Genomic DNA, 12,877 nt, shown 5'->3' on the forward strand with positions numbered 1-12,877 from the left:
GTTGCGGCGCCCAGCGCCGGCGCCACGGCCCTCCCTCGCGCGCCCGCGAGCGTGTCGCGGTTGGAGCGGCGCGGACTTGGGTGTATGGGACGCGCGAAGGTCCCGGCGCGCCCGCCGGGCGCGTTGACCGCCCCGCCCGCGCGCGACACTCTGGCGACGGGCGCGGCCGACGCCCGCCGGGCCGGGACGCCCCCGCGAGGCGGGGACGCGCGGCGACGGGAGAGGCCCCCGACGCCCCCTCGACAGGAGTTGCGACGCAGGCATGGCCAGGGACGAGGGCATCGCGGAAGGCGGCGCGGCGCGGGCGCTGCGGCGGATCCTGTTCGCCTGCCTGTGCGTCCTGCTGCTGGCGGTCTTCGTCTTCTGGCGCATCGACAACCCGCGGGCCGAGCGGATGCGCATGGGCGTCGTCGACGCGATGGGCCCGATGCTGGAGCGGGTCTCGGGCCCGCTCGACTTCCTCTCCGAGGCGACCGTCGACTTCGAGAACTTCGTGCGCGTCTACGAGCAGAACGATGCGCTCCGCCGCGAGATCCAGCGGCTGCGGGCCTGGCGCGAATCCGCCCTCCAGCTCGAGCAGGAGAACGCCCGCCTGCGTGCGCTCAACCACGTGCGCCTCGCGCCCACGCTGGGCTTCGTCACCGGCGAGATGATCGGGGATTCGGGCGGGCCGTTCCTGGCGACCGGCCTCGCCAACGTCGGCGCGCGCGACGGGGTCGAGGACGGGGCCGCCGTGATGGACGGCTCGGGCCTGGTGGGCCGGGTCGTGGGGCTGGGCCGGCGCGCGGCGCGGGTCCTCTACGTCACCGATTATTCCTCGCGCATCCCGGTGCTGATCCGCCCCTCCGGCCGCCGCGCGATCCTCTCGGGCGACGGCGCGCGCGCGCCGCGGCTCGACTTCCTCGAGGATCCCGAGGGCGTGCGCCCCGGGGACCGCATCGTCACCTCCGGCGACGGGCAGGTGTTCCCGCCCGACCTCGCCGTCGGCATCGCGGTGGTCGGCCCCGACGGCACGCCCCGCGCGCGGCTGGCGGCGGATCTCGAGCGGCTCGAGTTCGTGCGCATCCTGCGCTACCGCCCCGACACCACCATCGACCGCCCCGGCGGCCTGATCCGCAACGGCCCGCTGGAGGAGCCCGCCCCCTCGATCGGCGAGGATCCCGCGCAGGGCGAGGCCGGCGAGGCCGCCCCCGACGGGGCCTCCCCCGCCGCACCAACCCCCGAAGCCGCCGCCCGCCCGGCGCCGGCCTCCGGCGACGCCCCCGTGGCGTCGGCCTCGCGATGAGCGCGCCCGCCTCGGGTCCCGTCGCGGCGCTGCGGCGGCTGGGCGCGATGGGCGCGCTCTCCGGGCTGACGCTGGGCGGGGTGATGGTGCAGGCCGCCCCCATGGGTCCCCTGCCCGACGCGCCGATGCCCGACCTCGCCTGGTGCGTGCTGGCCTTCTTCGTGCTGCGCCGGCCCGCCGCCGCGCCGCTGGGCCTCGTCGCCCTGCTGCTGGTGATGCGCGACGCGCTGCTGGGCGGCCCGCTGGGCGCGGGCGCGCTGTCGCTGCTGCTCGCCTCCGAGGCGCTGCGCTGGCGCGCGAAGGAGCTTCCGCCCCCCCGCTCGGTCTGGGGCGACTGGGTCTGGGCCTCGCTCGGCTACGCCAGCGCGCTGGGCCTGCAATGGCTGCTGATGGCGATCTCGCTGGGCCACCCGCCCGCGCTCCTGGCCCTCGGGCCGCACCTGGGCGCGACGGTGCTGGCGATCCCGGTGGTGGCGGGGATCCTGCGCTACGGGATGCGCATCGGCGCCTCGCCGCGCCAGGACGAGGAGGGCCGCCGCCTGCCCGCCCGCCGCCTGCCCCCCCGGCGCCTGGGCAAGGGCGCGTCATGACCCGCTGGCGCCCCGCCCCCCCGCCCCGCTCCGGCAAGCTCTCCCGGCGCGCGGCGATCCTCTTCGCCCTGCAGGGCGGGGTGATGGCCACGCTCGCCTGGCGGATGCGCAAGCTCCAGGTCGACGACGCCCAGCGCTACCGGCTGCTGGCCGAGGAGAATCGGATCAACATCCGCCTGATCCCGCCCGCCCGCGGCCAGATCTTCGACCGCGCCGGCCAGCCGCTGGCGGTCAACCGCCAGAACTACCGCGTGACCCTGGTGCGCGAGCAGGCCGGCGACGTCGAGGAGACGCTCGACCGCCTCTCCCGCCTGATCGAGGTGCCCGAGCACGACCGCGAGCGGGTGCTGCGCGAGATCAAGCGCAAGCCCGCCTTCGTCCCGGTGCCGGTGGCCGAGCACCTGTCGTGGGAGGATTTCGCCCGCGTCAACGCCAACGCCCCCGCCCTGCCCGGCATCGACGTCGAGGTGGGCCAGACCCGCTTCTACCCCCACGGCCCCGCGCTCGCCCACACGGTCGGCTACGTGGGCCGGGTGAACGAGCGCGAGCTCGAGGCCGACGGCGGGCGCACGCCGCTCCTCCAGATCCCCGACTTCCAGATCGGCAAGACCGGGGTCGAGACCAAGGCCGAGGACGTGCTGCGCGGCTCGGCCGGCCTCAGCCGCATCGAGGTCAACGCCCGCGGCCGCAAGGTGCGCGAGCTGAGCCGCGAGGAAGGCCAGCCCGGCGCCGACCTGCAGCTGACCATCGACCTCGACCTGCAGCGCTACGTGATGGAGCGGCTGGGGGGCGAGAGCGCCTCGGTCGCGGTGATCGAGATCGCGACGGGCGACGTGCTCGCCTCCGCCTCCTCGCCGGGGTTCGAGCCCAACCAGTTCGTCTTCGGCATCAGCTCGAAGAACTGGAACGCGCTGCTCAACGACCCCTACCGGCCGCTGTCGAACAAGACCGTGGCGGGGGTCTACCCGCCGGGCTCGACCTACAAGATGATCGTGGCGCTCGCCGCGCTCGAGAAGGGCGTGCTGGACCCGTCGGAGAAGATCTTCTGCAACGGGCGCTACCAGCTGGGCGAGAGCTACTTCCACTGCTGGCGCCGCGGCGGCCACGGGCACCTGCCGCTGCGCGACGCGCTGGGCCAGTCCTGCGACGTGTTCTTCTACGAGGCCGCGCGCCGGGTCGGGATCGACGCGATCTCGGACATGGCGCGGCGGCTGGGCGTGGGCGTGCGCCCCGACCTGCCGGTGCCGGCGGTGTCCGAGGGGCTCGCGCCCACCAAGGACTGGAAGCGCGCCTCCTACGACCAGAGCTGGCAGGTGGGCGACACGCTCAACGCCGGCATCGGCCAGGGCTACGTGCTCGCCTCGCCCATGCAGCTCGCGGTGATGACGGCGCGCATCGCCTCGGGCCGCGCGATCGAGCCGCGGATGATCCGCGCCCAGGACGGCCGCCCCCTGCCTGATCCGACGCCTGCGCCGCTCGACGTGAACGGGGCGCATCTGCGCATGGTGCGCGACGGGATGTGGGCGGTGATGAACGACCGCCGCGGCACCGCGCGCAAGAGCCGGATCTACGCGGACGGGGTGGAGTTCGCGGGCAAGACTGGCACCAGCCAGGTGCGCCGGATCACCGTGGCCGAGCGCGCCGCGGGCGTGTTCCGCAACGAGGACCTGCCCTGGAACCGGCGCGACCACGCGCTGTTCGTGGGCTATGCGCCCTACGACGCGCCCCGCTACGCGGTCTCGACGGTGGTCGAGCATGGCGGCGGCGGCAGCTCCGCCGCCGCCCCGATCGCGCGCGACGTGATGCTGCGCGCCCTGTGGAACGGGGAGCCGCCGCTGTCGGCCTATCCGCCCGGCGAGCGCGAGGCGGAGATGGAGCGACGCATCCGCCCCCCCGCGCCCCGGCCCGACGACGCACCGCCCGAGCCCGAGACCACCGGCTCCGCGCCCGGCGACGCCTCCGCCCCGCGGCCCGATCCGGCCGCCAGCCCCTCGCCCGCCGCCCCCTCCGCCTCCGGCCGCCGCGCCTGAGGCGCGTAGGCGCCGCGACCGCCCGCGCGCCGGTCGCCGCCCCCTCGCCCGCGGCGCGGCCCGGCGGCGGCGCGTGGGGCGGGCGGCGCCGGCGGCGGAGGTCGCCAGGATGAGGGAGGCCGCGCCGCGGGAACGAAGCCGCAGGCAGGGAGCCGTGGAGACCGGTCCTGCTTTCGCTCAGGCGCCAGCCGACCTGGGCGACGTCGCGACCCTGTCGCGTCCAGAACCAGGGAGGGGATGGCCTGCGTTGGTGGCAGCAGCCTGTCTGCGAGACCGCCCGCCGTCTCGATGGATCGGGGCATCTGCGCATCTGCCCGGAGTGCCATGAGGGAGACGGGGCCGAACGCGGAACCGGCTCCAACGCATCGGCCTGCGCCGGCAGGCGGGGCCTCCGGCCCGGCGCCCGGCGCAGCGCCGAGCCGCGGGCGGCGCGCGGCCGGGCCGCAGCCCGCTCCGCGCGCCGTCGCCGGTTCAGAAGTGCAGCGTCTTGCCGTAGGCCGCCAGCACGCCCTCGTGCATCATCTCCGATAGCGTGGGGTGCGGGAAGACCGTGGCGATCAGCTCGGCCTCGGTGGTCTCCAGCGTCTTGCCGACCACGTAGCCCTGGATCAGCTCGGTGACTTCCGCGCCGACCATGTGGGCGCCCAGAAGCTCGCCGGTCCTGGCGTCGAAGACGGTCTTGATCAGCCCCTCCGGCTCGCCAAGCGCGATGGCCTTGCCGTTGCCGATGAAGGGGAAGCGGCCGACCTTCACCTCGTGCCCCGCGGCCTTGGCCTTCGCCTCCGTCAGCCCGACCGAGGCGATCTGCGGGTGGCAGTAGGTGCAGCCGGCGATGTTCAGGGGGTCGGTCGCGTGCGCCTCCTGCCCCTTGATCAGCTCGGCCACCATCACGCCCTCATGCATCGCCTTGTGCGCGAGCCACGGCGCGCCGGCGATGTCGCCGATGGCCCAGAGGCCCGGGACGCCCGTGCGGCAATGCTTGTCGGTGACCACGTGGGTGCGGTCGACCTTCACGCCGGCCTCCTCCAGGCCCAGGCCCTCGACGTTGCCGACGATGCCCACGGCCGAGATCACCGTGTCGAACTCGAGCTGTTCGGTCTTGCCGCCCTTCTCGATATGCGCGGTGACCTTGCCCTTGCCGCGGTCGAGCTTGGCGACCTTGGCGCCCTCGAAGATCTTCATGCCCTGCTTCTCGAAGGCCTTCTTCGCGAAGGTCGCGATCTCCTCGTCCTCGACGGGCAGGATCCGCTCCATCACCTCGACCACCGTCGTCTCGGCGCCCAGGGTGTTGTAGAAGCTCGCGAACTCGATCCCGATGGCGCCGGAGCCGATGACCAGCAGCTTCTTGGGCATCCGCTTGGGCTGCAGCGCGTGCTTGTAGGTCCACACCAGGTCGCCGTCGGCCTCCAGCCCCGGCAGCTCGCGCGCCCGGGCGCCGGTGGCGAGGATGACGTCCTTGGCCTCGAGCGTGCGCTCGCCCTTGTCGGTCTTCACCGCGACCTTGCCTTTGCCGGCAAGTTTCGCGGTCCCCATCACCACCTCGATCTTGTTCTTCTTCATCAGGTGGCCGACGCCGCCCGTGAGCTGCCCCGCCACCTTGCGCGAGCGCTTCACCACCGCGTCGAGATCGAAGCTGGGGTTCTCGACCGAGAGGCCGAACTCCTTGGCGCGGTGGAACAGGTGGAACACCTCCGACGAGCGCAGCAGCGCCTTGGTCGGGATGCAGCCCCAGTTGAGGCAGATGCCGCCCAGGTGCTCGCGCTCCACCACGGCCGTCTTCAGCCCCAGCTGCGCGCATCGGATCGCGGCGACGTAGCCTCCAGGGCCGGCCCCGATCACCACGACGTCGAACTTGTCCCCGGCCATGGCGCTTGTCTCCCATGCGGTTGTGGTTGCTCTTCGCTTACCCTACGCACGGTCGCGGCGAAAAGCGAAACCCCGGCAAGCTTGTTGCGAAGTCGGCCGCCCCCGGGACCGGATGCGTCCCGCCCGTCGCGCGGGCGCGGGCCGCGCGGTCAGCCGCCGAAGCGGCGCACCTCGCCCATGTAGCCGACGTCGCGCAGCCAGGCGGCCTCCTCGGGGGTGGTCTCGCGGCCCAGCGCCTCGTTGCGGTAGGGGAAGCGGCCGAACTGTTCGATCACCGCGCGATGGGCGCGCGCGTGGGCGCGGTTGCGGGCGCGGTTCTTCACGCCCAGCCGGCGCACGAACAGGCCGACGGAGCGGTCCTGGTCGGTCAGCCGCTCGGAATGGGTGAAGGGCAGGTAGAGGAAGCGCCGCGCCTCCTCCGGCAGGGCCAGGTCCTGACCGCGCGCCAGCGCCCGGCGCGCCACCCGCAGGCCCCGCGCGTCGGTCGCGAAGCTCAGCCCCGAGCCGCGGTGCATGTTGCGCGGGAACTGGTCGAGGATCAGCAGCAGCGCCAGCGTCCCCTCGGGCGTGGCCTGCCAGCTCTCGAAGGCGCCGCCCCGCGCGGCGCGCCAGGCGGAGGCGAAGCGGCGGCGGATCAGGTCGTCCACCCGCGGCCCGCCCCCGAACCAGCCGTCGGGTCCGAGCTCGTCGAACCAGAAGTCGAGCACCTGGGCGGGGGTCGTGGTCATGGCCGTCTCCGTTGCGCGGTTGCGGGCGGAGGATCGGCCGGCGCGCACCCCGGGGCAAGGGGGCCCGCATGATCGCGACGGGGGCCGCGGCGCCCGCCGGCGCCAGGCGGACGCCCCCCCGCCGTCAGCACCGGACGACGAGGGTGGATCGGCTCAGCGCGGGGCGTCGTCTCCGGCGCCGGCGGGTTCGGGACGGCGCGGCTCGCCCTCCGCTTCGGCGGCCGCCTCGTCGGCGTCGTCCGCGGCGACGGCGGCGGCCTCGGTCTTCTCCTCGGCCAGCTCCAGCGCGTAGTCGGCCGCGACCGGCGTCGCGCCCGGCGCCACCAGCGTGTAGGCGAAGGTGTCGTCCGGCGCGACCGCGGGCCGGCGCGTCATCCGCCAGGCGGCGTAGCCGGCGATGGCCGCGAACATCGCGGTGACGAAGCCGAAGAAGGCCCAGGGGCCGAAGGTCTCCATCAACGCGCCCACCGCCAGCGGCCCGCCCACGGCGCCCACGCCGTTGAGGAACAGGATCCCGCCCGAGGCGGCGGCGCGGTCGTCGGCCTCGAGATAGTCGTTGGTATGGGCGATCAGCAGGGAATAGAGCGGGTTGGCGACGCCGCCGATCACCGCGGCCATGCCCAGCACCACCCACACGAAGCCGCCCGCGAGCGCGCCGGCCAGCGCGCCGGCGGCGCCGACCGCGGTCATGATCAGGATCAGGCGGCGGCGGTCCATCCGGTCCGAGAGCCACCCCACCGGGAACTGGCTGACCAGCCCGCCCACGTAGATCAGCGCCACGAAGATCGAGATCTCGGCCACCGACAGGCCCGCGGCCGTGCCGTATACCGAGGACATGCCGAAGATCGCCGAGAACACCGCCCCCAGGAACACCGTGCCCACCACGCCCAGCGGCGAGGCCCTGAACAGCGCCCGCAGGCTCATCGGCTTGGTGGTCTGGTGCACCGGCGCGGGCGAGACCGACAGCAGGATCGGCGCGAAGCTGAGCGACACCGCCACCGAGATCAGCACGAACAGCAGGTAGCCGCCCGGATCGGCCAGGTTCAGCAGCGCCTGGGCCGAGATCACCCCCAGCATCTGCGTGGTCATGTAGAGCGACAGCGCCTTGCCGCGGTTCTCGTTGGTGGCGCTGTCGTTGAACCAGCTCTCGGCCACCACGTAGACGGCGGCGAAGCAGGTGCCCACCACCACCCGCATCAGACCCCAGGCCCAGACGTTGGGGATCGCGGCGTAGAGGATGAACACCGCCGAGATGATCGAGCCCATGGCCGCGAACACCCGCACGTGGCCCACCCGCCGGATCATCCCCGGCGCCGCGCGCGACATGATCAGGAAGCCCAGGAAGTAGCCCGACATCACCAGCGACATCTCGCCGGCCGAAAAGCCCTCGATCGCGCCGCGGATGCCGAGCAACGAGCCCTGCATGCCGTTGCCCATCATCAGCAGCAGCATGCCGAACAGAAGCGCCCAGGTGTTGCGCAGAAGGCCGAGCATGACATCCTCCGATCGGCTTCGTCGCCCGGAACTCCGGCCCGGGCGACGGGCCCGGGGAATCGCCCGGACGTGCGGAGCGCGCAACCTGCGCGGGGCGGCCGCGCAGGTCTTTGCAAACCGCGACATGAAACGTCGCATTCTGGCGCCCGCGGCGATCCGGACGCGACGTCCCGCGCCGCCGGATCGCGCTTGCGTCGCGGGCCTCGCCCATGCCGCCGGCCGCGCGACGTCCCTTATTTAACTCTATAAACTGAGTTTAATTGTCATCGCCGCCCGCGGTCCGGCTCAATGGCGCCACCTTGGTGGGGAGGCGGCGGCCGGCGGATGCCGGCAGGCGGGGAACGCGACCGACGTCGCTCCACGGCAGGCGCCCTCCGTGCATTCGGAGCGACTCGCGATGAACCCGTCCTATCCGCTGTCCACCGTCACCGTCACGATCCAGAATCACTGGTTCGGCCCGAACTTCGTCAACGGCCTTGCGCTGAACTCGGCCGAGTACGCCATCAAGTCGTCGACCAAGGCGGTGCTGACCTTCAAGGGCGGCTTCGACGCCGGGGTCACCTTCAAGCAGACCCTGACCGGCACCGGCTTCGGCGTCGACCCGACCACCGGGCGGATGACCGGCGTGGTCACCTCCTGGACCGCCTTCGAGAAGGAGGCGCCCCAGAACCGCTGGACCTTCGACGGGCTGAACAACCCGCTGGCGCGGATGAACGACCTCGCCTCCAACCCCGACGTGACCTTCGACTCCCTGCTGCTGATCCCGCTGCAGTACAAGTTCATCGGCGATCGGTTCGAGGATTTCGACATCAACGGCTCCTTCGACGACGTCGCCATCGGCAAGGCCGGCGACGACTGGTTCTACGGGCTCGAGGGCGACGACACCCTGCGCGGCGGCGCCGACCACGACCATCTCGACGGCGGCGACGACGACGACCTGGTCAAGGGCGGCTCGGGCGACGACGACCTGCTGGGCGGCCAGGGCGACGACCTGCTGCTGGGCGGCCAGGGCGAGGACGAGCTGCGCGGCGACGACCGCGACATCCTCTACGGCGGCCAGGGCGACGACCTGGTCAAGGGCGGCAAGGGCTTCGACAAGATGTGGGGCGAGGCCGGCGACGATCGGCTGGTCGGGGGCGACGGCGGCGACCGCATGTTCGGCGGCGACGGCAACGACCGCGCCGTGGGCGGCGACCAGTACGACGAGATCTACGGCGACGCCGGCGAGGACCGCCTGAAGGGCGGCGCCGCGGGCGACGAGATCTACGGCGGCAAGGGCGACGACAAGGTCTACGGCCAGGGCGGCTCGGACCATGTCGAGGGCGGCGCGGGCGACGATCTCGTCAAGGCCGGCAGCGGCGTGAACTACGCCTACGGCGGCGCCGGAAACGACACGGTGATCGCGGGCGACGAGATCGACCAGCTGTTCGGCGGCGCGGGCGACGACGTGGTGAACGGGGGCGGCGGCGCCGACTTCATCTTCGGCGGCTCGGGCGACGACGTGCTCTCGGGCAACCTCAAGGGCGGCGAGGCGGACGCGGCGGTCGACAACTTCTTCTTCGCCGGCGCCTTCGGCGACGACGTGATCACCGACTTCGAGATCGGCCAGGACGGCATCGTCATCCTGGGCGGCGTGAACCCCGCCGACGTGACCGCAACCGTGGTCGGCGACGACGTGCGCATCGACGTGGCCACCGCCGGCGGCCAGACCATCCTGGTCGAGGGCGTGGCGGCCGAGTTCAACCTCGAGATCGACGTGCTGATCGCAGGCTGACCGACGAGCGTCCCTCCGCCGACGCCGAAACGACCCGCCGGCCGACCGCCGGCGGGTCGTCTCGTGCGCGCAGCCCCCTCAGGGGAACAGCAGCGAGGAATCCCCGTAGGAATAGAACCGGTAGCGCTGCGCGATGGCGTGGGCGTAGATCTCGCGCGCCCGCTCCACCCCAACCAGCGCCGAGACCAGCATCAGCAGGGTCGAGCGCGGCAGGTGGAAGTTCGTCATCAGCCCGTCCGCCACGCGGAAGCGGTGGCCGGGGCGGATGAAGATGTCGGTGTCCCCGACCCAGGGCTCGAGCCTTCGGTCCTCGGTCCCCGCAGTCTCCAGCAGGCGCAGCGCGGTGGTGCCCACCGGGATCACCCGGCCCCCGGCCGCTCGGGCGGCGTTCACCGCCTCGGCCGCGCTCTCGGGGACCTCGCCCCATTCGGAGTGCATCTTGTGGCTCTCCACGTCCTCGACCTTCACCGGCAGGAAGGTGCCGGCGCCGACATGGAGCGTCAGGCGGGTCGAGTTCACCCCCGCCGCCGCCAGCGCGGCGAGCAGCGGCGCATCGAAATGCAGCGAGGCGGTGGGCGCGGCCACCGCGCCCGGCCGCTCGGCGAAGACGGTCTGGTAGTCCTCGGCGTCCTTCTCGTCGGCGGGGCGGCGGTGGGCGATGTAAGGCGGCAGGGGCATCACCCCCGCGGCCGCGATCGCGGCGTCGAGCGCGGGACCCGACGCCTCGAAGACCAGCCGCACCGCCCCCGCCTCGCCCTTCGCCGCGACCGTCGCGCCCAGCTCCGCGCCCGGCGGGCCGAAGACCAGCCGGTCGCCCTCGCGCAGGCGCTTGGCGGGGCGGGCCAGCGCCTCCCACGCGTCGGGCCCCTCGCGCGAGAGGAGCGTCGCCTCGATCTTCGCCACCCCGCTGCCGTCCGCGCTGTCGCGCCGCCGCTCGCCGAACAGGCGCGCGGGGATCACCTTGGTGTCGTTGAACACCAGCAGGTCGCCGGGCCGCAGCAGCGAGGGCAGGTCCGAGACGCGCCGGTCGTCGATCCGCCCGTCCTGCGCCACCAGCATCCGCGCCGAGCTGCGCGGGCGCACCGGGCGCAGGGCGATCAGCTCTTCGGGCAGGTCGAAGTCGAAATCGTCGACGCGCATCGGGGCCTCGGGTCGCGGCGGAAGGGGGCGAGGCCCCTCTGGCCGCTCCCCGCCCGAAGGTCAAGACCGCCCCCGCGCCGCCCGCCTCCGGCGGTCGGGAAACCGGGCCCGCAGGCGCCCTGCGGGCGGGCTTGGGCGGGAGGGCGGACGGGCGCCCCCGGACGGCTGCGCAGGGGCCGGGCCGCGACCGCCTCGGGAGGCGCGTTTCCGAGGATCGGACCCGGGAAACCCGACGCGGAACGACCGGGAGGGGTGGCGAGCGGCCTGGCCCCGAGTCGCCGGGCCGCCCCCGCCGGCCCACGCGCCGGAGAGGAGCGCGCCGCCCTCTATTTCACGGCGATTTTGCGAGAATAGGCTAGGCCCCTCGCGGCACGGCGCGCGCGATCGGGCGAAGGCTCTGAGCGGAAACGAAGATCGCCGCCGCGGACACGCTCCGGCCGCGCCGCTCGAGCGCTCACGTCCCGTTCACGCTGGCTCTCCCGATCCGTCGCGGCGGATGACCATCCCGTCAGGCGGATGAAATCTGCGCTGCGGCCGCGGGCGGCAGGCGCCAGATCGGTTTCCGCGGCGCCCGGTCGGCGTCGCCCAGCCCAACCCAGAGGGATCGCCCAGATGACCGCCGCAGACCGCATCTCCGCCGCCGCTCCGTCCCCCGTCGCCTCTCCCGGCCTCGCCGCGGACGACCCGCTCTCCCCCGGCCGCGTCCTCGCCCGGCCCGGCCAGGCCGCGTTGGCCGTGCTCGGCGCGGGCGCGGCGGCGACCGTCGCCTTCGACCTCTACGGCCAGGCGATCAGCCCGCTGCTGGGGGGCGCGGCCCTCGCGCCCGTGCCGCTCGCCCGCCAGACCCTGCAGACCCTGTTCGGCTGGGACTCGGCCGGCGGCGCGCACCTGCTGCACTACATCGCGGGCCTTCTCGCCTACCCGTTGGGCTGGCTGCTGATCGCCCGCCCGCTGGCCCGCCGCCTGGTCCCCGCCCTGCCCGAGCTCGCCGCCGCCGCCCTGTGGGGCGTGGCGCTGTGGATCTTCGCGCTGGGGATCATGGCAGGGTGGGTGAACGGAAACCCGTTCATGCTGGGCTTCATCGGCATCACCTGGGTGGCGCTGGCCGGGCACGTGCTGTTCGCCCTGGTCTGCGCCTGGGCGCTGCGCCGGACGGCGGGCGGCGGCGCCTAGGGCGCCGCGCGGTCGAGCGGGGGTTCGACGCCCCCCGAGACCGCCCCCTCGCCCCCGGCGCGCCCCCCGAAACGAAGGAAGCCCCCGCGAGGGGGGCTTCCGGTCACGCCGCGGGGGCGATCACTTCTTGTCGGCGGCCACGTAGACGTCGACCATCTTGTCGGGGTTGCGCGGCGGCTCGCCCCGGGTGATCGCGTCGACCTTGTCCATGCCCTCGATCACCTGGCCCCACACCGTGTACTGGCCGTTCAGGAAGTGGCCCGGCGCGAACATGATGAAGAACTGGCTGTTGCCCGAGTTCGGGCTCTGCGAGCGCGCCATGCCCACCGTGCCCCGCTCGAACGGGACCGAGGAGAACTCCGCCGGCAGATCCTCGTACTTCGAGCCGCCGCGCCCGGTGCCCGTCGGGTCGCCGGTCTGGGCCATGAAGCCCTCGATCACGCGGTGGAAGACGATGCCGTCGTAGAAGCCCTCGCGGGCGAGCTGCTTGATGCGCTCGACATGCTTGGGCGCCACCTGGGGCAGGAGCTGGATGTAGACCGGGCCGTCCTTCAGCTCGATCACCAGGGTGTTCTCGGGGTCTTGCAGCTCCACGGCGTGGGCCTCCATCAGCGGCGCGGAAAGGGTCAGCGCGAGCAGCGCGGCGAACAGGCGTCTCATCCTTGCAGGGCTCCTCCCAGCCTGGGACGACGGCGGCCGCCCGCTTGCAGGCGCCGCCGGGCCGTCGGCCTAGCGCGGATGCGGATCGGGGTCAAATGAAGCCCGCGGGAGGGGCGCTCGCCCGCCCTCGGTCCGAG

Annotated in this window: 10 protein-coding genes; 5 read left to right on the forward strand and 5 right to left on the reverse strand. The window is 73.6% G+C overall.

Features of this window, described 5'->3' with window-relative positions; all coding sequences use genetic code 11:
• Positions 1–262 precede the first annotated feature (262 nt).
• The 3 genes from mreC to mrdA are packed head-to-tail and all read left to right on the forward strand — an operon-like array spanning position 263 to position 3,905.
• Positions 263–1,285, forward strand: coding sequence for a rod shape-determining protein MreC (gene mreC / locus P2H44_RS06600; protein WP_275762671.1), 1,023 nt, complete (start codon positions 263–265; stop codon positions 1,283–1,285).
• Positions 1,282–1,875, forward strand: coding sequence for a hypothetical protein (locus tag P2H44_RS06605; RefSeq protein ID WP_275762672.1), 594 nt, complete (start codon positions 1,282–1,284; stop codon positions 1,873–1,875). Before mreC ends, P2H44_RS06605 begins: the two co-directional genes overlap by 4 nt.
• Positions 1,872–3,905 (forward strand): penicillin-binding protein 2, encoded by a 2,034-nt coding sequence (gene mrdA / locus P2H44_RS06610; RefSeq protein ID WP_275762673.1) that lies wholly within the window; start codon positions 1,872–1,874, stop codon positions 3,903–3,905. Before P2H44_RS06605 ends, mrdA begins: the two co-directional genes overlap by 4 nt.
• A 471-nt stretch (positions 3,906–4,376) precedes the next feature.
• Here the strand turns inward: mrdA and lpdA are convergent, their stop codons facing one another.
• From lpdA to P2H44_RS06625, 3 genes are all read right to left on the reverse strand, one after another.
• Complete coding sequence (gene lpdA / locus P2H44_RS06615) at positions 4,377–5,771, reverse strand: dihydrolipoyl dehydrogenase (protein ID WP_275762674.1); 1,395 nt, start codon at positions 5,769–5,771, stop codon at positions 4,377–4,379.
• 149 nt (positions 5,772–5,920) lie between these two features.
• Complete coding sequence (locus tag P2H44_RS06620; protein WP_275762675.1) at positions 5,921–6,499, reverse strand: DUF924 family protein; 579 nt, start codon at positions 6,497–6,499, stop codon at positions 5,921–5,923.
• Between the two features lie 153 nt (positions 6,500–6,652).
• Positions 6,653–8,131 (reverse strand): MFS transporter, encoded by a 1,479-nt coding sequence (locus tag P2H44_RS06625; protein WP_345798979.1) that lies wholly within the window; start codon positions 8,129–8,131, stop codon positions 6,653–6,655.
• A gap of 259 nt (positions 8,132–8,390) precedes the next feature.
• Here P2H44_RS06625 and P2H44_RS06630 point away from each other — a divergent pair, with 259 nt between their 5' ends.
• A complete protein-coding gene (locus P2H44_RS06630; protein ID WP_275762677.1) occupies positions 8,391–9,767 on the forward strand; it encodes a calcium-binding protein in 1,377 nt (458 codons plus the stop codon).
• Between the two features lie 78 nt (positions 9,768–9,845).
• On the opposite strand, the gene queA is transcribed toward P2H44_RS06630, so the two are convergent.
• The gene (gene queA, locus P2H44_RS06635; protein ID WP_275762678.1) at positions 9,846–10,907 is read right to left on the reverse strand and encodes a tRNA preQ1(34) S-adenosylmethionine ribosyltransferase-isomerase QueA; all 1,062 of its coding nucleotides are present in this window, start codon (positions 10,905–10,907) and stop codon (positions 9,846–9,848) included.
• Positions 10,908–11,519: 612 nt separating this feature from the next.
• Here queA and P2H44_RS06640 point away from each other — a divergent pair.
• Positions 11,520–12,080 carry a hypothetical protein gene (locus tag P2H44_RS06640; RefSeq protein ID WP_275762679.1) on the forward strand — a complete coding sequence of 187 codons (561 nt, stop codon included), beginning with the start codon at positions 11,520–11,522 and terminating at the stop codon, positions 12,078–12,080.
• 120 nt (positions 12,081–12,200) lie between these two features.
• Here P2H44_RS06640 and P2H44_RS06645 read toward each other — a convergent pair whose 3' ends face one another.
• A complete protein-coding gene (locus P2H44_RS06645) occupies positions 12,201–12,689 on the reverse strand; it encodes a peptidylprolyl isomerase (protein WP_275762889.1) in 489 nt (162 codons plus the stop codon).
• Positions 12,690–12,877 lie beyond the last annotated feature (188 nt).

It is taken from the genome of Albimonas marina (genome assembly GCF_029223255.1).
GTDB lineage: Bacteria > Pseudomonadota > Alphaproteobacteria > Rhodobacterales > Rhodobacteraceae > Albimonas.